At 47.6% G+C, this 20,421-nt stretch carries 18 protein-coding genes, 1 other RNA gene and 1 other annotated feature; of the genes, 4 read left to right on the forward strand and 15 right to left on the reverse strand.

The window, feature by feature from the left end; translation table 11 throughout:
• Positions 1-91 precede the first annotated feature (91 nt).
• On the forward strand, positions 92-1,360 hold the full coding sequence (locus NYE50_RS14620; protein WP_003152729.1) for a replication-associated recombination protein A: 1,269 nt from the start codon (positions 92-94) through the stop codon (positions 1,358-1,360).
• Positions 1,361-1,473: 113 nt separating this feature from the next.
• Here NYE50_RS14620 and NYE50_RS14625 read toward each other — a convergent pair whose 3' ends face one another.
• The 5 genes from NYE50_RS14625 to NYE50_RS14645 form a co-directional block, all read right to left on the reverse strand.
• Complete coding sequence (locus tag NYE50_RS14625) at positions 1,474-2,238, reverse strand: tRNA threonylcarbamoyladenosine dehydratase (protein WP_017418227.1); 765 nt, start codon at positions 2,236-2,238, stop codon at positions 1,474-1,476.
• A gap of 71 nt (positions 2,239-2,309) precedes the next feature.
• Positions 2,310-2,501: non-coding RNA, 6S RNA (gene ssrS / locus NYE50_RS14630), on the reverse strand.
• Between the two features lie 62 nt (positions 2,502-2,563).
• Complete coding sequence (gene aspS, locus NYE50_RS14635; RefSeq protein WP_007408199.1) at positions 2,564-4,342, reverse strand: aspartate--tRNA ligase; 1,779 nt, start codon at positions 4,340-4,342, stop codon at positions 2,564-2,566.
• Positions 4,343-4,356: 14 nt separating this feature from the next.
• A complete protein-coding gene (gene hisS, locus NYE50_RS14640; protein ID WP_159354420.1) occupies positions 4,357-5,631 on the reverse strand; it encodes a histidine--tRNA ligase in 1,275 nt (424 codons plus the stop codon).
• 63 nt (positions 5,632-5,694) lie between these two features.
• Positions 5,695-5,927: a binding site (T-box leader), on the reverse strand.
• Positions 5,928-5,987: 60 nt separating this feature from the next.
• Complete coding sequence (locus NYE50_RS14645) at positions 5,988-6,158, reverse strand: YrzK family protein (protein ID WP_087920774.1); 171 nt, start codon at positions 6,156-6,158, stop codon at positions 5,988-5,990.
• 130 nt (positions 6,159-6,288) lie between these two features.
• Between NYE50_RS14645 and NYE50_RS14650 the strand changes: the two genes are divergently transcribed.
• Positions 6,289-7,851: an SH3 domain-containing protein gene (locus tag NYE50_RS14650; protein WP_014418526.1), complete on the forward strand. Its 1,563-nt coding sequence runs from the start codon at positions 6,289-6,291 to the stop codon at positions 7,849-7,851.
• A 27-nt stretch (positions 7,852-7,878) separates the two neighbouring features.
• Here the strand turns inward: NYE50_RS14650 and dtd are convergent, their stop codons facing one another.
• The 8 genes from dtd to NYE50_RS14690 all read right to left on the reverse strand — a co-directional run bounded on the left by dtd (position 7,879) and on the right by NYE50_RS14690 (position 17,195).
• On the reverse strand, positions 7,879-8,322 hold the full coding sequence (gene dtd / locus NYE50_RS14655; RefSeq protein WP_007408194.1) for a D-aminoacyl-tRNA deacylase: 444 nt from the start codon (positions 8,320-8,322) through the stop codon (positions 7,879-7,881).
• A 12-nt stretch (positions 8,323-8,334) separates the two neighbouring features.
• Entirely contained in the window at positions 8,335-10,539 is a 2,205-nt protein-coding gene (relA, locus tag NYE50_RS14660; protein WP_003152716.1) for a GTP diphosphokinase, read from the reverse strand.
• 157 nt (positions 10,540-10,696) lie between these two features.
• Positions 10,697-11,209, reverse strand: a complete 513-nt coding sequence (locus NYE50_RS14665; protein ID WP_003152714.1) for an adenine phosphoribosyltransferase — start codon at positions 11,207-11,209, stop codon at positions 10,697-10,699.
• A gap of 5 nt (positions 11,210-11,214) precedes the next feature.
• The gene (recJ, locus tag NYE50_RS14670; RefSeq protein ID WP_159354421.1) at positions 11,215-13,575 is read right to left on the reverse strand and encodes a single-stranded-DNA-specific exonuclease RecJ; all 2,361 of its coding nucleotides are present in this window, start codon (positions 13,573-13,575) and stop codon (positions 11,215-11,217) included.
• Between the two features lie 55 nt (positions 13,576-13,630).
• Positions 13,631-13,957 (reverse strand): LapA family protein, encoded by a 327-nt coding sequence (locus tag NYE50_RS14675; protein WP_159354422.1) that lies wholly within the window; start codon positions 13,955-13,957, stop codon positions 13,631-13,633.
• A 63-nt stretch (positions 13,958-14,020) separates the two neighbouring features.
• Positions 14,021-14,518, reverse strand: a complete 498-nt coding sequence (locus tag NYE50_RS14680) for a cation:proton antiporter regulatory subunit (RefSeq protein WP_156735602.1) — start codon at positions 14,516-14,518, stop codon at positions 14,021-14,023.
• Between the two features lie 129 nt (positions 14,519-14,647).
• Positions 14,648-16,867 (reverse strand): protein translocase subunit SecDF, encoded by a 2,220-nt coding sequence (gene secDF / locus NYE50_RS14685; protein WP_159354423.1) that lies wholly within the window; start codon positions 16,865-16,867, stop codon positions 14,648-14,650.
• Positions 16,868-16,898: 31 nt separating this feature from the next.
• A complete protein-coding gene (locus NYE50_RS14690) occupies positions 16,899-17,195 on the reverse strand; it encodes a post-transcriptional regulator (RefSeq protein WP_003152702.1) in 297 nt (98 codons plus the stop codon).
• A 115-nt stretch (positions 17,196-17,310) separates the two neighbouring features.
• Between NYE50_RS14690 and spoVB the strand changes: the two genes are divergently transcribed.
• A complete protein-coding gene (spoVB, locus tag NYE50_RS14695; protein ID WP_007408188.1) occupies positions 17,311-18,867 on the forward strand; it encodes a stage V sporulation protein B in 1,557 nt (518 codons plus the stop codon).
• A 7-nt stretch (positions 18,868-18,874) separates the two neighbouring features.
• Here the strand turns inward: spoVB and NYE50_RS14700 are convergent, their stop codons facing one another.
• Complete coding sequence (locus tag NYE50_RS14700; RefSeq protein WP_003152699.1) at positions 18,875-19,531, reverse strand: DUF421 domain-containing protein; 657 nt, start codon at positions 19,529-19,531, stop codon at positions 18,875-18,877.
• 166 nt (positions 19,532-19,697) lie between these two features.
• On the opposite strand from NYE50_RS14700, the gene NYE50_RS14705 reads away from it, so the two are divergent.
• Positions 19,698-20,084 (forward strand): TIGR04086 family membrane protein, encoded by a 387-nt coding sequence (locus tag NYE50_RS14705; RefSeq protein ID WP_003152697.1) that lies wholly within the window; start codon positions 19,698-19,700, stop codon positions 20,082-20,084.
• A 51-nt stretch (positions 20,085-20,135) separates the two neighbouring features.
• On the opposite strand, the gene yajC is transcribed toward NYE50_RS14705, so the two are convergent.
• Positions 20,136-20,396 (reverse strand): preprotein translocase subunit YajC, encoded by a 261-nt coding sequence (gene yajC / locus NYE50_RS14710; protein ID WP_007408187.1) that lies wholly within the window; start codon positions 20,394-20,396, stop codon positions 20,136-20,138.
• Between the last annotated feature and the right edge of the window lie 25 nt (positions 20,397-20,421).

Here is a 20,421-nt window from a genome sequence, read left to right on the forward strand (position 1 = left end):
TCCTAATTTTCATTGAAACACGGGGCCCGCCGCAATTCGCTTTTCTAATCGTCCGTTTTCCGTTACCCTGTATATGTAAGGAGAGATGTTCATGAAACCATTGGCGTATCGGATGCGGCCTGCCAATATCGAAGACATTATCGGCCAGGAACATTTGGTCAAAGAAGATAAAATCATCGGCAGAATGGTGCGTGCAAAGCACTTATCATCCATGATCCTGTACGGACCGCCGGGCATCGGAAAAACGTCCATCGCCACAGCGATCGCAGGATCGACAAGCATCGCATTCAGGAAATTGAATGCCGTCATTCATAATAAAAAAGACATGGAGATTGTCGTACAGGAAGCGAAAATGTCAGGCCAGGTCATTTTAATCCTTGACGAAGTGCACAGGCTTGATAAGGGAAAGCAGGATTTTCTGCTGCCCTATTTAGAAAACGGCATGATTATTTTAATCGGCGCGACGACCGCCAACCCTTATCATGCCATTAACCCGGCCATCAGAAGCCGGACCCAGATATTTGAGCTCGAACCGTTAACACCCGATCTGATCAAGCAGGCATTGAAAAGAGCGCTCACAGATGAACACCGGGGACTCGGTTCCTACAGCGTTTCGGTGGACGACGACGCGATGGATCATTTCGCACAAGGGTGCGGAGGAGACGTCCGCTCCGCTTTGAACGCACTGGAGCTTGCCGTGCTCTCCACAAAGGAATCAAGCGACGGCACGATCCGGATTACACGGGAAACGGCGGAAGAATGTCTGCAGAAAAAAAGCTATACCCATGATAAAAACGGCGATGCACATTATGACGTCTTATCCGCCTTCCAAAAATCAATCCGAGGCTCGGACGCAAACGCCGCCCTTCATTATCTGGCCCGTCTGATAGAAGCCGGAGACCTTGAAAGCATATCAAGAAGGCTTCTCGTGATCGCCTATGAAGATATCGGCCTCGCAAGCCCGCAGGCAGGCCCCCGGGTGCTGAGCGCGATTCAGACCGCAGAACGGATCGGCTTTCCGGAAGCGAGAATTCCGCTGGCCAATGCGGTAATCGAATTATGCCTCTCGCCAAAATCAAACTCCGCCATCTCAGCCGTTGATGAGGCGCTCAAAGACATCAGGACGGGTAAAATCGGCGATGTGCCGAAACATTTAAAAGACGCCCACTATAAAGGGGCCCAAGAGCTCGGACGCGGGATCGGCTATCAATATCCTCACGATTTCGAGAACGGATGGGTCGAACAGCAATATTTGCCTGATCCGTTAAAAAACAAGCAATACTATAAACCGAAACAAACGGGGAAATTTGAAGCCGCCATAAAGCAAGTGTATGAAAAACTGATGAAGCAGAAAAAATAACCGGACAAGGACACCTATGTGTTCTTGTCTTTTTTGATACCGGCCAAAATCTTTCGTGTAAACGGCGGATTCAAATAAAAAACAGCCTTTCCTGAAGAAGGCTGTTTTTCTTTTTATTTATCTTTAACCCGTTTAATGTCGATCTCCTTTAAGAGCTCCATGACAACATGTCCGCCCATAATCAGACCGGCCACTGACGGAACCCAGGCGTTGGAAGACGGCGGCATTTGCGCTTTGCGGATTTTCGCTTCATCATTCCCGACTTCTTTTCTGACGTCTTCACGGATGACGATCGGGCTTTCATCAGAAAAAATGACCTGTACGCCTTTTTTAATGCCCTCTTTGCGAAGCCTTGTGCGGACGACTTTGGCAATCGGATCGGTATGGGTTTTTGAAATATCAGCAATCTGAAAGCGTGTCGGGTCTGTTTTATTCGCCGCTCCCATGCTTGAAATCAGCGGAACATTCCGTTTCAGACATTCTTTCATCAGATGAATTTTATAATGAATCGTATCCGACGCGTCAATGACGTAATCGAGCGGATGCTCAAAGAACTGCTCATACGTCTCTTCCGTATAAAACATTTTTAAGGCGACGACGTCACAATCCGGATTAATATCCGCGATCCGCTCTTTCATCAAGTCTGTTTTCGGCTGTCCCACCGTCGACAAGAGCGCATGCAGCTGGCGGTTTACGTTTGTAATGTCAACATCATCTTTATCGACAAGCACGATCCGCCCCACTCCGGACCTCGCCAATGCTTCAGCTGCGAATGAACCGACTCCGCCGACGCCGAGAACGGCCACCGTGCTGTTTTTTAACGTGTCCAGCCCTTCTTTTCCAATCGCTAGCTCATTTCTGGAAAACTGATGTAACAAGAACCTCACTCCACATTCTGGTTTTATAAACTCGGCTTGTCAAAAAGCCGCTGGTTTTAGCGCACAAAAAATAAAGTCCCAATTGTGCCGTTGCAGCTTTCCTTCGTTTTGAACCCGCTCTCAGCAGGTGGGTGCCCTTTTTTAAATCTTGTAAGTCCTCTTAACGAATGAAAAGAGGCATGTACGCCATTTAAAAATGCGGGCTCCCAAATCAAAAAAATGTTCGGTCAAAACTAGGTGTACAACTAACACATCAGGACTTTATTTAACTTGTCAAAATCATATCACAGCAGATTTTGATTTTCAAGAAACAAACTGCTGATCTTTACTGTTTCACTTTTCTTTTGACAGAAAGGTGAAGTTCTTCAAGCTGGGCGTCGCTCACTTCGCCGGGCGCTTCCGTAAGAAGGCAGCTTGCGCTTGCCGTTTTCGGGAAAGCGATCGTATCTCTTAAGTTTGTGCGGCCTGCAAGAAGCATAACCAAACGGTCTAAGCCGAGCGCGATTCCGCCGTGCGGAGGGGCGCCGTATTCAAAGGCTTCAAGAAGGTATCCGAACTCCTCCTCCGCTTCTTCTTTTGTAAAGCCGAGAAGCCCGAACATTTTTTCCTGAACGTCTTTTTCAAAAATACGGATTGAGCCTCCGCCGAGTTCATAGCCGTTTAAGACAAGGTCGTAAGCCTGCGCTTTCATATCTTCAGGCGCCGTTTCAATCAGGTCAAGATCTTCACGGACAGGCATTGTAAACGGGTGGTGAGCCGCATAGAATCGGCCTTCCTCCTCGTCATGCTCCAGTAACGGCCAGTCCACAACCCACAGGAAGTTGAAGAGGCTTTCGTCAATCAGGCCGCGTTCTTTGCCGAGCTTTAAGCGAAGCGCGCCGAGGGATTGAGCCACAACCTCAAACTTATCAGCCCCGAACAGGAGCAGATCGCCTTCAGAAGCATCAAGCGCTTCAGCCAGTTTTGCCTGCTTCTCTTCATCAAAGAATTTCGCAATCGGGCCTTTTACGCCGTCAGCTTCAACTTTCACCCAAGCGAGGCCTTTCGCGCCGTAATTTCCGGCAAATACGCCGAGCGCATCGATATCTTTTCTGGAATAGTCGCCGGCAGCGCCTTTGACATTGATCGCTTTTACAACGCCGCCGTTTGCCACGGCTGATGAGAACACCTTAAATTCAGTATCTTTCACTATGTCTGACACGTCCGTCAGCAGCATGCCGAAGCGGGTATCTGGCTTGTCGGAACCGTAGCTGTTCATCGCTTCTTCATATGTCATTCTCGGAAGCGGAAGCGGTACTTCAACACCTTTTGTTTCAAGCATGACTTTCGCCATCATCTCTTCCGCCAGAGCCATGATGTCCTCTTGACTCATAAAGGACATTTCGATATCAATCTGCGTAAATTCCGGCTGGCGGTCGGCACGCAAGTCTTCATCGCGGAAGCAGCGGGCCACTTGATAATACCGTTCAAAGCCCGACACCATCAGAAGCTGTTTAAAAATCTGCGGCGATTGCGGAAGGGCGTAAAATTCTCCTTCATGCACCCGGCTCGGCACCAAGTAATCACGGGCGCCTTCGGGAGAGCTTTTTGTTAAAATCGGTGTTTCAATATCAAGAAATCCGTTTTCATCCAAGAAATGGCGGATGGATTTTGTGACTTGATGGCGCATTTGCAATGTTTGAAACATCGCCGGGCGGCGCAAATCCAAATAACGGTGTTTTAACCGGACGTCTTCAGAAACGTCAGCCGCCTGGTCACTGATCGGAAACGGAGGCGTTTTCGCCGTGCTGAGCACCGTCACCGCTTCAGCTTTGATTTCAATTTTACCGGTTTTCAGGTTGGGATTCACCGTGCCTTCTTCACGGGCAGAAACCGTGCCTTCGATATCAAGCACATATTCGTTTCTGATTGCTTCCGCTGCGGCAAGGGCTTCCTTCGATACGTCAGGGTTGAACACGACTTGCACAATACCCGAGCGGTCGCGCAAATCAATGAAAATCAAGCCGCCGAGATCGCGCCGTTTCTGCACCCACCCTTTCAGTTTGACGGTTTCGCCAATCGCTTTTTCAGTTATCTCGCCACAATAATATGTTCTTCCAAACATAGCGTTCCTCTCCTTCACTGCTTTTGATCTGCCTTTAACACTTGTATCAGCTCGTCTAACACCACTTCACGCTGCTCTCCTGTTTCCGCATCTTTTACATTGATTTTATTTTGGGCAAGTTCATCTTCCCCTAAAATCGCAATAAAACGTGCGCCGAGACGGTCAGCCGTTTTGAATTGGCCCTTCATCTTTTTATTTTCATAATCGATTTCACTTGAGATGCCCGCTTCTCTCAGTTTGTACACGAGGGAAACGGAATAATCCTTCGCTTTTTCTCCGAGCGTCACGATGTAGCAGTCAATCCCCTGATTGACGGGAAGCTCTGTTTTCTCAGCGTCAATGGCTGCCAGCAGACGTTCGATGCTCATCGCAAATCCGATACCCGGCGCTTCAGGTCCGCCGATCTGTTCAACAAGCCCGTCATAGCGGCCCCCGCCGGCAAGGGTTGTAATCGCTCCGAATCCTTCGGCATTGCTCATAATTTCAAAAGCGGTATGGTTATAATAATCAAGCCCTCTGACAAGATTCGGATCTATTTCGAACGGGATGCCGAGATCGTTTAAGTATTGTTTTACTTTCTCAAAATAAGCGGCTGATTCTTCATTTAAGTAATCAAGAATGGACGGAGCCGTTTTCATCAGTTCATGCTCTCTGTCTTTCTTGCAGTCAAGAATTCTGAGCGGGTTTGTGTGCAGACGCGACTGGCAGTCTGAGCAAAATTCTCCGATGCGCGGTTCAAAATGTTTGACGAGCGCTTCCCGGTAGGATTTGCGGCTCTCCTGGTCACCAAGGCTGTTCAGCACAAGCTTGACATGTTTCAAACCGGCTTTACGGTAAATACTCATCGCAAGCGCAATGACTTCTGCATCCACGGCCGGATCTTTGGAGCCGATCGCTTCAATTCCGAATTGATAGAATTGACGGAAACGCCCCGTCTGCGGACGTTCGTAACGGAACATCGGTCCGACATAATAAAGCTTCGTCGGATGCACCGGGTTCGCAAATAATTTATTTTCATTGAACGCGCGGACTGCGGCGGCCGTTCCTTCCGGCCGAAGCGTCAGGCTTCTCCCTTTACGGTCTTCAAACGTGTACATTTCTTTCTGCACGATATCTGTAGACTCACCGACGCCTCTTGCGAACAATTCCGTATGTTCGAAGATCGGCGTGCGGATTTCTTTATATTGATAAGTGCGGCACGTCTCCCTCATAATTTGTTCGACGAACTGCCATCTGTCTGATTCACCCGGCAGTATGTCCTGTGTGCCTCTTGGAATGTGATATGCCATGTTACAGGCCTCCTTAATGTCTTTCTTCAAATAAAAAAACTCCCGCTCCTACTATACATGTATAGTAGGGACGAGAGTTATACCCGTGGTGCCACCCTAGTTGGAATGCCGAAGCATCCCCGCTCTGACCTTTAACGCAGGTTCACGTCCGCTGCCTAATGACTTGCAAAAGCGTTCAGCAGGGAACCTCCGGAGTGTTGTTTCGAGAAAGATGCAGTGCGGATCCGCTTTCAGCCCGGGGCGGTTCCTCTCTTCTCCATGCATTCTGACCTACTCTTCTCCATTATCGGTTCAAAATCGTTATCATGACTTATGTACATCAATTTCTATTATAATAATGGGATTGCACTCCCCTGTCAAGTTTTATTCCGTCTGTTTTTCCTTGCGACCGCTTCTTTCGATAAGAGACCGAACTCCGTCGCCGTCTCTTCAAGAAAACCCGTCTTTTCTCTATCGCTCTGATCACTGAAGTGCAGATTTCCTTCCGCATCGTGCAGCGCGCGTCCCATTTTTGGTTGATATTTCATGATTTGCACACCTTTTCGCTGTATTTATGACTAGTATAAACAAACCATTTTATTTTTATTTAACATTCAGCAAGGAAAATACGATATTATACAAGAATGTATTTTAGTTAGTTCAGAAAGGAGGACAGCCATGAAGAAGAGAACTCTTGCTCTTATTTTATGCGGCGTCATCATCACAGCGCTTCTTCCGTCATTCCACACCGCAATCGCCGCAGAGGGAGAAGCGGTCATCGCGACAGACAAGATCAATGTCAGAGGCGGTCCCGGCCTGAGCTATGGAATTAAGGCTGAAGTAAAAAAAGGGGAAAGATACCCGATCGCTAAAGAAGAGGGAGACTGGGTGCAGCTTCAGCTGAGCCCCGGTAAAACCGGATGGGTCGTTTCCTGGCTGATATCAAAAACAGCCGGGGGAGCAGACAATTCATCCGCAACTAGCGGAACGGTCACTTCCACCGATCCTGACCTCCGCATCAGAAAAGGCCCGGGGACATCATATGAAGTCATCGGCAAACTTCCGCAAGGCGCACATGCATCCGTGCTGGACAAGAACAGCGGATGGGTGAACATTTCTTATCAAGGCACAACCGGATGGGTTTCTTCCGAATACGTCACCGCGGACAGCGGCGGATCGGATACGAAAGCAACTTCGGCCCGAAGCGGGTCAAAAAACGGGACGGTCGGCGTTTCTTCATTGAATGTCAGAAGTGCAGCATCACATGATTCAGCGATTATGACTAAATTATCACGCGGAACAAAGGTTTCCATTTTAAGTGAAGACCACGGCTGGCTGAAAATTGAAGCAAACGGGCAAAAAGGCTGGGCAGCAAGCCACTACATCATAAAGGATTCTGACTCATCGGGCAGCGCATCCGGCTCGGGAGACGGTTCTGCGGGCTCAGGCTCCTCGAAAAAAGCGTATATTGTGTACGGCGGCACCAACTTAAGGAGCTCGGCCTCGACTTCCGCTTCTATCGTAAAAAGAGCAGATAAAGGCGCAGCCTACCCGATTGTCGGCTCAAGCGGCAAATGGTATGAAGTCCGGCTTGAAAACGGACAAACCGCATATGTGGCAAACTGGGTCGTACAAACGTCAAAAAGCGGGGAGGAAACAGGAGAAGCACCTTCTCCCGACACGTCGGGCGGCAGCGGCTCACTTAAAAACAAAACGATCGTCGTTGATCCCGGACACGGAGGAAAAGACAGCGGAACGATCGGCTACTCCGGAAAGTTTGAAAAAAACGTAACGATTAAAACCGCTAAGCTGCTGGCCCAAAAATTGCGGGCATCCGGTGCAAACGTGTATATCACCAGACAGGATGATACTTTTATCAGCCTGCAGGCCAGGGTTTCAACCTCTCATTACCGGAATGCGGATGCCTTTATCAGCATTCACTATGACAGCTATGCCGATACGTCAACGCGGGGAAGCACGGCTTATTATTACAGTCCGTCTAAGGATCGCCAGCTTGCCTCAGACGTCCATTCTGAAGTACTGAAGCGTTCCCCTATCCCGGATCGCGGCGTTCTGTTTGGCGATTATTACGTCCTGAGGGAAAATAAACGGCCTGCCATGCTGTATGAGCTCGGCTATCTCAGTCAACCGCAAGAAGAAACAATCATACATAGCGGCTCTTATCAGGAAAAAGTGACAGACGGAATTGAAAGCGGATTGGAACATTATTTTCAATCATAAAAAAAGCTGCCGAACGGCAGCTTTTTTTTATTGTTTAGAATCCATAATCAATGTAATCGGCCCGGAATTCGTCAGCTGAACATCCATCATGGCTCCGAATATTCCGGTTTCCACTTTGACTCCTTTTTCCCGAAGGAGTTCGTTCCACTTTTCATAAAGGAGCACAGCCTGATCCGGTTTAGCCGCATTCATAAAATTCGGGCGTCTCCCTTTCTTCGTTTCGCCGTAAAGCGTAAACTGGGAAACGGATAAAATCTCCCCGCCCGTATCCAAAAGCGATAAATTCATCTTGCCGCTTTCATCATCAAAAATCCGAAGATTCACGATTTTATCCGCCAAGTAAGCGGCATCTTCTTCTGTATCTTCATGAGTGATGCCGACAAGCGCCATAATGCCGGGTCCGATCCGGCCGGCGACAGCGCCGTCAACCGTCACACTTGCTTCTGTTACACGCTGAACAACTAATTTCATAGCAAGCTCCTTTTAGTTCATTACCCGCCGGACTGAATAGATGTCTCTGATCTGCTTAATCCGCTCGACCACTTTGTGCAGATGATTGATGTTTTGGATAAAAATCGCCATATGAATCGTAGCGACTTTATTGCGGTCGGATTTGCCGGAGACAGAGGAGATGTTGGTTTTCGTCTCATTTACGGCTTGGAGCACCTCATTTAAAAGCCCGAGACGGTCATACCCCAAAATCTCAATCTCAACGTTATATTCTTTGCGTCTTTGAACCTGTGATTCATGCTCCCATTCAACGGGGATCAGACGTTCCTGCGCTTCATTCGTTTTGACGTTCGGACAGTCATCCCGGTGAACGGATACACCGCGCCCTTTTGTAATAAAACCGACGATATGGTCGCCCGGCACCGGGTTGCAGCATTTCGACAAGCGGACGAGAAGGTTGTCAATGCCTTTTACGCGCACACCCGCTTCCCGTTTTCTCCCTTGCGGATAATGTTTCGGCTCGGAAGTGACTTCCTGAACGATTTTTTCCTGCTCTTCCTGGTCACGCAGCTTCCGTTCTTTTTCGGTGAGCCTGTTGGCCACCTGAAGAGCGGTAATGCCGTTATACCCGACCGCCGCGTACATATCCTCTTCATTTGAGAAATTGAACTTGTCGGCAACTTTTTGAAGATTTTCGAGTGTTAAAACATCTTTCACTTCAAAATCAAGATTTTTAATTTCTTTCTCGACAAGCTCACGGCCTTTTTCGACGTTTTCTTCACGGCGCTGTTTCTTAAAGAATTGGCGGATTTTGTGTTTCGCCTGGGACGTCTGCGCCAGTTTGACCCAGTCTTGACTCGGACCGTATGAATGCTTGGACGTCAGAATCTCGACGATGTCGCCCGTCCGGAGCTTATGGTCAAGCGTCACCATTTTTCCGTTCACTTTCGCCCCGATTGTTTTGTTGCCGATCTCCGAGTGTATCCTGTAGGAAAAATCAATCGGCACAGAGCCTGACGGCAGTTCAATGACATCGCCTTTTGGCGTAAATACGTATACCATGTCAGAAAACAGATCGATTTTCAGCGATTCCATAAATTCTTCCGCATCGGTAGACTCGTTTTGGAATTCCAGAATTTCACGGAACCAGGACAGTTTTTTCTCAAATGTCGCTTCTTCGTTTGCAGCCTTGCCTTCTTTATATGCCCAGTGTGCGGCCACCCCGTATTCAGCAATCTCATGCATCTCAAACGTTCTGATCTGCACTTCCAGCGGATCGCCTTTAGGCCCGATTACGGTCGTATGCAGAGACTGATACATATTCGGCTTAGGCATCGCAATATAATCTTTGAATCTGCCCGGCATCGGCTTCCAGCACGTATGAATAATGCCGAGTACGGCGTAGCAGTCTTTAATGCTTCCGACAAGAATACGGACGGCGAGCAGATCATATATTTCATTGAACTGTTTATTTTGCAGCGCCATCTTGCGGTAAATGCTGTAGATGTGCTTCGGGCGTCCTGAAAAGTCCGCTTTGATATTCACTTCTTCGACCCGTTTTTTCACTTCATTGACAACCTCTTCGACATAAAGTTCGCGTTCCGCGCGCTTTTTCTTCATGAGGTTGACGATTCTGTAATACTGCTGAGGATTCAAATAACGGAGAGCGGTGTCTTCAAGCTCCCATTTGATTTTCGAAATCCCGAGCCGATGGGCCAGCGGAGCGAAAATCTCCAGCGTCTCATTTGAAATTCTCCGCTGCTTTTCCTGCGGAAGATGCTTTAACGTCCGCATATTGTGAAGGCGATCCGCCAGCTTGATCAATATGACTCTGATATCTTGAGCCATAGCGACAAACATTTTTCGATGGTTTTCCGCCTGCTGCTCCTCTTGAGATTTATACTTAATTTTACCGAGCTTCGTCACGCCGTCGACAAGCATCGCCACTTCTTCAGAAAATGCTTCCTTCAGGTCGTCGAGGGTGACATCCGTGTCCTCTACCACGTCATGCAGAAATCCGCCCGCAATTGTGGAAGGGTCCATTTCCAGATCGACGAGGATCCCCGCCACCTGAATCGGATGAATGATGTACGGCTCACCTGATTTGCGGTACTGTTCGCGATGCGCGTTTTGCGCATACAGGTAAGCTTTCTCAACAAACGCAATCTGCTCCTCCGGCAGATAAGTGCGCGCTTTATCTATTACTTGCTCGGCAGTCAATACTTGTTCGTTCGCCATGGAATCACCTTTTTTAAATGTAAACTGTATTAGTTTATTATCAAGAAAAAAACGAGAGATGTAAAGGGCAGAAGTTCAAAACACCTAAAGAATCTGTCAGGATGATGAAATAATAGGAAAAAAGCACCCTGACACGAGTGCTTTTTTCCATATGCGGTTAATATTTCATTAATGTTAAAATATCGTAATCGTCAAGCTTGTCTCTGCCGTCAAGGTAAGAAAGCTCGATTAAGAACGCAATACCGGCTACGACGCCGCCCAGTTCTTCGACCAGCTTAATTGTTGCTTCGATCGTGCCGCCTGTTGCAAGCAAGTCATCAGTAATCAGCACGCGCTGTCCCGGCAGAATTGCATCTTTATGAATCGTCAGTACGTCTTTTCCGTACTCCAAACCGTAATCGACTTTAATGACCTCACGCGGAAGTTTTCCTTCTTTCCGAACCGGCGCAAAGCCCACTCCGAGAGCGTATGCAACCGGACAGCCGATAATAAAGCCGCGCGCTTCAGGCCCGACAACTAAATCAATTTCTTTTTCTTTTGCATATTCAACAATTTGGTCAGTGGCGTAACGGTATACGTCGCCTTTGTCCATCAATGTCGTAATATCTTTAAATTGTACGCCTTCTTTCGGGTAATCGGGCACAATTGTTACGTATTTTTTAAGATCCATCTGTTCTATGTCCTCCTCGTACTTTCATAAGCTTCTGAACCTTGGTTCATCAGCTTATTCAGCCATTCCTTCAGCTCATGGGCTGCGGAATAATTGAGCTTCTGGTCTAATTCCATCAGCTGCTGTTTTACCTGATAGGTTTGCGAATCTGCCAGGTCGCGTTTTTTCGCGCCGCTCACGACAGACAGCACACCATCTTCTATTTTAACAAAACCGAGATCAAAAAACACCTTTGTCATGAAATTGATTGTGTCAATTGACCATCCTCTATGTCTCGCAAGCTCTGAACCATGCTTGCCGAAGTCAAAAGCGCCCCTTTTCAAGAGAAATGCGTAAAACCACTTGAAATCATTCCGCGATGGAAATGAGGACAGGAAATGTTCTTCATGATTGATAAAAACAAAATAAATCCGTTCCGGCTTCTTTCCGTCAAGCAAATGCTGCAGGCGATCCGCTGACGGCGGCACATCCAGAAAAACGGCATATTTTCCGTCAAGCTGGAGAGCTTCCGCCTCGAATTCCGATGTGATCCCGGCCAGCTCGCCCGACAGCTCTTTTGCATGGAGCTTCTGAGCGGTTTTTTCGTTAAAGCTGATGAGCACCCGTTTTTCCTTCGGCAGCGCGGTGACCGTGTCTTCCCACGTCCGCTTGCCCCTGATATCAAAAAGCTGCCATTCCGGCACCGCAGCGTCTTTAATCATCAGCTGGGGCTTCTTTCTGTTGTTCCATTCATTAATGGACATCTCGCCGACAATGGAAATCGTTGATCCGGGAACAACTCCGGCTTCCAGCTCTCCTTTGTTAAAGCCGACGCAGTCAAGGACGGCGGAATCACTTTTCACCGTCATTTTTACGTGGTTTTTATTCGCTCCGATCAGGCGCACATCATCAAGCACGGCATTTTTCACCATCACATGCGGTTTAGGGTTAAGCATGCCGAACGGCGACAGCATATTCAATTCTGTAATGCTTTCAACGGTTATGTCTTCTACGCCGCAGACAAGATCAACCTCCTGAACGGGAATAAAATCCTCTTCCGTCAGGGTTTCTTCAGCCATTTGATTCAGCCTGTCCCTTAATTCCGCCACATCTTCAGCCTTCAGCGTCATTCCGGCCGCCATCGGATGCCCGCCAAAATGAGGAAGAATGTCTCTGCACTGTGAAAGGCTCGTAAAAAGGTTGAAGCCCCTGATGCTTCGCGCCGACCCTTTAGCGATTCCCTGCTCCTCATCTATCCCAAGCACAACAGCGGGCCGGTAAAAACGTTCAGCCAGCTTCGATGCGACAATACCGACGACGCCCGGATTCCAGCCGGCTTTTGCCACTACAATGGCAGACGGGTTTCCGCCTTGCTGCTGAACCATTTCAACAGCCTCTTCGGTCATGGTTTTCACCATTTTCTGCCGCTCTTTATTCAGCCGGTCAATATCCGAAGCCAGTTCCTCCGCTTCAAACTGATCTTCGGTCATCAGCAGGTGAACGGCGGGATCGGCCTGTTCTATTCTTCCGACGGCATTGAGCCTCGGTGCGACCTGAAATCCGATCGTTTCCTCATCAGCTTGTCCGATATCTCCGCCGGAAAGCTTAATCAGAGCTTTGAGGCCCGGCCGATTTGTCGTCCGAAGCCTTTCAATTCCGAGTGACGCAATTAATCTGTTTTCATCATGAAGAGGCACCAGATCTGCAACCGTACCGATTGCCGCCAAGTCCAGCATAGCTTCCGGCAAAGAACCCGTAAGCGCGTGGGCAAGCTTAAACGCCACACCGACGCCGGCCAATTCTTTAAACGGATAGCCGCATCCCGGCTGCTTCGGGTGGATGATCGCAAATACGTCAGGAAGCTCGGGTCCCGGCTCATGGTGGTCGGTAATAATGACGTCTAAGCCCAGCTCTTTTGCGACTTCAGCTTCATGGACGGCGGCGATTCCCGTATCCACTGTAATGATCAGCGAAAATCCCCGCTCTTTTATGGAGCGGAAAGCTTGTTCATTCGGGCCGTAGCCTTCTGTAAAACGGTCGGGAATATAAAAGTCAACGTCCGCCGACAGCTGTCTGAGTGCCGTCAGCATCACTGACGTGCTTGTAACGCCGTCCGCATCGTAATCTCCGTAAATCATAATCGGTTCCCCTTGAGAAACCGCCAGTTTTATCCGATCAACTGCTTCCCGCATTCCCTTTAATTCATACGGGTCATAAAAGTCTGCATCCTTTGTATGTAAAAACAGCCTTGCGCTTTCGGCAGTATCAAAACCTCTTTTTACAAGCAGTGATGCCACAAGAGGTGTTATGTCCAATTGTTCTGTGAGTGATTTGACTTTTTCCTGATCCGGCTGCTGGATTTCCCAGCGCATTTTTGACGCTAACATAAATTCACCCCTCAACCACCCTATTATACTAGAGCAGACTGAGGGGTTTCAAATGTTATTCTGATCCTTTTTTCTCTTCAAGCATTTCTTCCGGCGGCGCGGCTGTTTTTTTGTCGTCCGAATCAGCCGTCAATTCACCTGCGGATCTGTTTTCTTTCCGCAGCATTTTAATTTCGCGCTTCAGTTTCATCACTTGAAAGATACCGGCTGAAAACACGATCAGCGCTCCCATTAACACAGAGCCTAAAATGACTAAAATCAGCGGCCATTCAGCGGTTCCGAACAGATAATCAACCTCAACCGCACGCACGTTAATGACAGCAAAGATGGCGACAATCAGAGTAAATAGTAAAGCGAATATAATAGTCCATTGTTTATTCATGCGTCTGCCCCCAATTATTGATTCTTATCTTTTCCCCCATTTTCCCGGGAGTAAACCCCGGTCTCAGGAAATGCGGGCCGTTAATTGCTCGCGGACCAGCTTTTTCAGTCCGCTTCTTTCTCCCGATATGACGAGGGTGTCCCCTTCTTCAATTATGGTATCAATACCGGGGCTCAGCTGTTTTTGCCGGTTTTTCTTCACGATCGCAATAATCTGGACGTTGTAATGTTTCTTGGTCTCCAAATCTCCGATTGTACGGCTGACAGCCGGTGCATGAGATTCGGCTTTAAACCACTCAATGACGAGGTCATCAAGCGCGACTTCCACAGATTCCAGCGCTTTCGGCTTATACGTCATCCCGCCTAAAATAGCGGAAATCTGCCTTGCCTCTTCGTCGTTAAATTCAACGGATGCCAAGCATTCGTCATGATCATTCTCATCGAAGTAATAGAGCTCTTTTCTGCCGTCATCATGAAGAATAATACTGATTTTATCGTGATTTTTCGTAATGACTTCTACTTTCTGGCCGATGCCCGGAAGCTCCGACTCACGAACGTTCATAAGAACCCTCCTACATGTTTTTACAATGATGATTGATTATGTAAGCGTATGTCATTATAGCAAATGCAGGTTTTAAGTTCAATGCGGCCTAAAAAACAGGCTGCCTTCCGGAAGACAGCCTGTTTCCTTTTACTCTTCGATTGATTTTTTCCCTTTAAATTCTTTTCCTTTCCATACAAGCCACAGCTGCGCGGCGATGTAAAGAGAGGAATAAACGCCCGTCAATAAACCGACCAATAAGGCGACGGAGAAGTTTGTAATTGACGATGAGCCCAAAATGAGCAGCACGACGACAACAATCACAACGGTCAAGACCGTATTGATCGAACGTGTAAAGGTTTGCTGCAAGCTCAGATTCACGATATGTTCCAGATCGGCAAATGACTTCGGCTTGCGTTTTTTCATCTGCTCGCGTATCCGGTCAAATGTAACGATCGTATCATTTATCGAGTAACCGATTATGGTGAGAATAGCGGCGATAAAGGTTACGTCAACCTCCAGCCTTGTAATGCTGAAAAACGCGACGATAAAGAAAGCGTCATACAGCAGGGATACAATCGCGGCGATTGCCATTCTGTACTCGAAACGGATTGACACGTAAATAATGATGCCGATTGATGCAATTGCCACGGCATATAAAGCATTACGGGCCAGTTCTTTTCCGACTGTCGGCGATACCGTGCTGACGTTCGGTTCAGATCCGTATTTGTCCTTAAAGTACGTTTTGATTTCAGCGATCTTTTCTTTAGATGGCTCTCCGACAAACCGGGCCGCGGCAACATGGTTCTCTTTACCCGAGAGCACGATGTTTTCCGGATCCATGCCGAGAGAGTCAAAGTCTTTTTCAACCTGCTGCGCCGTCAATGCATGATTGCTCTGCACGTCAATCCGCGCACCGCTTGCAAAATCGATTCCCAGGTTGAGCTTAAAGACCAGCAAGATGATAATTCCCGCAATGGTTACAGCGCTTGAGAAAATAAAGAAATATTTTCGCTTGCTCGTGAAATCCCATTTTTGGAATGCCGTATGCGGTTCAGTATTTTCATCCGTTTTTTGAATGTCCATAATATGTTTTTTCTTGACGCCGAACCAGCCTTTTTTCCGGTCAAGCCATCTGCTTTCCACGAGAAGGGAGAGCAGGAATCTTGAAAGGAAGACAGCTGTAATAAAGCTTGTCAGAATTGACAGAATCAGCATCGTCGCAAACCCTTTTACAGAGCTTGTCCCGAAAATAAAGAGCACGACCGCTGCGATGATCGTTGTGATGTTCGCATCGAAAATCGTCGCGAATGACCTTCTGTTCCCTGAACGGAAAGCTGAGCGTACGGATTTGCCGAGTTTCAGTTCTTCTTTTATCCGTTCATAGGTGATGATGTTGGCGTCAACCGCCATCCCGACACCCAAAATGAGCGCCGCAATACCCGGAAGCGTCAGCACCGCCTGCATCCAGTCAAACACTTGAAGCGTAATATACACGTATACAGAAAGCGTAATTACCGCTATGAGTCCAGGCAGTCTGTAATAAAGCAGCATAAATAAGAAAACAATTGCAATACCGATGATGCCGGCCTCTACCGTATCATGCAAAGCCTGCTGTCCGAATTGCGCCCCTACTGAAGTAGAGTATTTTTCGGTCAGTTTCACAGGCAGCGCACCCGCGTTTAAAATATTGGCCAAGTCCTTCGCTTTTTGAACGGTGAACTGACCTTCAATCGTGACATCCTTCGTGTTTAATTCCTGGCTCACATTCGGAGCGGATACATATTTCGGATGTTTTTTGCCGACTTCTTTTTTAAATGAATCGCCCTTTTGGTAATCAAGCCAGATCACAAGCTGATTATTAGGGGCCATTTTCTTGACTTTTTTCGTCACTTCTCCGAACTTATCCGCATCCTTCAGCTTAACGCTGACAATCGGTTCGTTCGTCGTCGGATCAAAGGTTTGCTTCGCGCCGTTTTCCACGAGATCAGAGCCGTTTAACAGCTCTTTATCATTCGTATCCCTGAACGAGAGCTGCGCTTCCGTTGACAGAATTTCGCGCGCCCTGTTCTGATTCGTGACGCCCGCCAGCTGAACGCGTATGCGGTTATTTCCTTCAATCTGAATGTTCGGCTCGCTTACGCCGAGAACGTTAGCCCGGCGGTTCAGCGCCTGCACCGTGCTGACGAGCACGTCTTTTGTGATTTTATCGCCTTTTTTGACGGGCTGCACATCGTACAGAACTTCAAACCCGCCGCGTAAATCCAATCCTAACGTAATATTATTGGCAGCCGGTTTTGTAAAATAACCCAGCCCTGTGCCGATCAATAATACGATCAGGAAAAACGCAATCAAGCGTCCTTTTTTCATTATGTATTTCCTCCTTAAACCTATGCCATCATTATCTCAGCAGTTCATCCAAAGCTTCCTGACCCTCATCGCTTTCCAGCCAATTAGACGACTTAAAAGCTTCAACGGTTGCATAGTTCATAAAATCGCCAATTTTAACTGATAAAATATTACCTGCCAATTCATGCAGCGGCAGTTCCTTTTTCTGTTTCCACTTTTTATGTATTAAGTATGACCATAAACTCTCGTGCTCAACATCATCGTATCCGAGGATTTTGAACTCTTCAAGTTTACTGTACAAGAAAGGCCGCAAATGATCTTTGTACATTTCGGCGGGATGTTTCTCCACTGGGCGCTCGCTCCTTTTTCCATTTTTCTCGAAGACTTGTCATGCTCGGACGACATCGGCGCATATCTTTATTGTATATGATTCCAGGTAGTTTGAGAAGGCAGGGGTTTATAAAATGGCAAAACAGACTTTTTTAAGGGGCACTCTTATTCTCATTGCAGCCGGGATGATTACGAGAATGCTCGGCTTTGTCAACCGGGTGGTTATCGCCCGGTTTATCGGTGAAGAAGGGGTCGGTTTATACATGATGGCTGCCCCGACATTTTTCTTGGCCACCACTTTGACTCAATTCGGCCTCCCCGTTGCCATCAGCAAACTTGTCGCTGAAGCAAGCGCGCGGGGGGACCGGCAGAAAATGAAACACATTTTAGTGATGTCGCTTACCGTCACTGGGATATTAAGTCTCATCTTCACGCCGCTGTTTTTATGCTTTGCGCCGATTATGTCCGAAACGATGCTGACGGATCAGCGTACGGTTTACCCGCTGCTGGCGATTACGCCCGTCGTGCCGATTATCGCGATCTCCAGCGTGCTGCGCGGTTACTTTCAGGGCAGGCAGAATATGAACCCGCTGGCGTTTTCCCAAGTACTTGAGCAGATCGTGCGGATTTCACTTGTCGCGGTCTGCACGACGGTGTTTCTGCCGTACGGGATTGAATATGCCGCAGCCGGAGCCATGATTTCGTCTGTCATCGGGGAGCTTGCCTCTCTTATTTATTTATTCATTTGTTTTAAAGCAAATAAAACAATCAGAATCAGAAAACAATTTTTCAAGTCGATCGCAAATGGAAAAGAAACATTCCGCCAGCTGATGAGCGTGTCGCTCCCGACAACCGGAAGCCGCTTCATCGGAAATTTATCTTGGTTTTTTGAACCTATTGTCGTCGCACAAAGCCTTGCGATTGCAGGAGTGGCCACCGCTGCCGCCACCAGCCAGTACGGGGAGCTGACCGGATTTGCCATGACGGTCTTGACGCTGCCCAGCTTTATAACCTATTCTCTGTCAACGGCACTTGTTCCTGCGATCAGTGAAGGAATGGAGCAAAAAAAGCTGCAAGTTGTCGAATACCGTCTGGAACAGGCGATGCGGCTGTGTCTTTTAAGCGGAGGCATTTCGGTGGTTATTTTATTCTCTTTCGCTGATGAACTGATGTCCGTCATGTACGGATCAACGAATGCGGCGGTATTTGTTAAAGTGATGGCGCCGTTTTTTCTGCTTTACTATTTTCAGGGGCCCCTTCAGGCGGTGCTGCAGGCTCTCAATTTAGCCGGGGCCGCCATGATGAACAGTTTTATCGGCGCCGCTGTCAAAACTGGCCTGATTTTTGTTTTGGCGACCAGGCCTTCATTGGGCATCATGGGCGCCGCACTTGCGATTGTAACGGGGATGGTCCTTGTCACCCTGCTGCATGCGGCCACCGTAAGCAAGGTGCTTCCGATCAGCATTAAAATAAAAGAATACGCGCTCTGTTTTGCCGTCATATTCATTTGCGGTTATGTCAGCCGCATCATCAAGCACGCCGTTCATTTTTCAGGGTCAGAGGCTGTTAATCTCACAGGCTGGATTGCAATGACCGCGATTTTGTATATAGCGCTTCTTCTGTTATTCAGGCTGATTAAAAGGGAAGAGCTGATCCGGATTCCGGTCATCGGCAAGTTCGTGACGCGGTGAAACCGATTCATGGCTCCCCTTTTTCATCTTTAAGATCAATAAAAAAAGCGCCGTCCGTAAACGTGCAGAATGATATAACCGAAAGATCGCGATATCCTCTTTTTGCTAAATTTTTTTCGAGCCAGTGTTTATCTTTCCCGATTCTGTCCAGATGCTCGTTCTGAATGACCCCGTCAACGATAAGCGATGTTTCCATCTGCTTATCCTTATTGTTTTTCTTTTTGACGATCGACAGTTTGCCTGAAGACTCCAGAATGGCGTATGACACGTCAGAGATTCTATCGATGTTATTCTCCCTCAGCTGCATAAGAAGATCGTCAAAATTGTAGCGCTGCGATCTCATCGCCCGTTCATCAATTTTTCCCTGTTTGATAATAATGGTGGGTTTTCCGTCAAGCAGCTGCCGTATTTTTTGGCTTTTGAGCGAAATAAAAGCAAGGCTTACTTGAATAATCATTAAAACGACAATCGGCACAATTGTATGCAAAAGCTTATCTTTTACATTTTCAATTGCCAATACGGCAATCTCGGCAATCATAATGGAGACGACAAGGTCTAAAATGCTCAGTTCTCCGATTTCCCGTTTTCCCATCAGTCTGAAAATCACCAGAATGATAAAATAAAGCACAATCGTACGAAACGTAATAATGAAAATATCTTCCATATCGCACCTCCAACGGTCATAGCATTTGCCATCGGCTCTGAATTATGTAAGAAACGGGCTGAACATCATGCATTTACGTCTAATTCGAACATTCAGAGAATACATTTAGAAAAAGACAGGCTCCGGCTTGTCATATATCAGGCCGCAGAGCGGAGAGGAGATAAAAATGGAAGAAACGAAACAAGTGGGAAGAGGCGTCTTGTACGGCTTAGTGGCTATCTTTGCGGTGATGCTTCTTACGAGTTTGGCGATTTCGCTTTTACTGACGGTTACCTCAATGGAAGAGTCATCTTTCAGCTGGCTGATCACCGCGCTTTCCTTTCTTTCTTTATTTGCGGGCGGTTTTATATCGGGCGGCAAAGCGAAAGAAAAAGGCTGGATGATCGGAGCGTTAACCGCCGTCTGTTTTTCATTAATCATCTTGCTGTTTCAATATTTAGGGTTCGGAAAAACGTTTACATCCGGTCAGCTTTTGTTTCATCTCGGCTTTTTGGGAGTCAGTATGCTGGGCGGCATTTTCGGAGTGAATTTGAAAGGAAGCAGATCAGCGTAATAAAAAAAGAGCGGATTCTCCGCTCTTTTTTTGTATGTATGAGCTTCGCTGTTATTCAGCGGAAGCTTCTCTGATTGCGCGGCGGTCAAATGTTAAACGGGTGTTATCACCTGTTTTAATGACGACCTTGCTTTCATCAATTGAATCAACAGTGCCGTGCAATCCTCCGATTGTCACCACTGTATCCCCTTTTTTCAGCTCTTCCTGCATCTGGCGTACGGCCTTCTGCTGCTTTTGCTGCGGACGGATGAGCAGGAAATAAAGCACTGCAAACATTAAAATAATAGGAACGATTGTACCTAAAGTACCCATCTGTTTCCCTCCCTTCAAGAATGGT

It is taken from the genome of Bacillus sp. EU55 (assembly GCF_038005925.1).
GTDB classification, from domain to species: domain Bacteria; phylum Bacillota; class Bacilli; order Bacillales; family Bacillaceae; genus Bacillus; species Bacillus velezensis.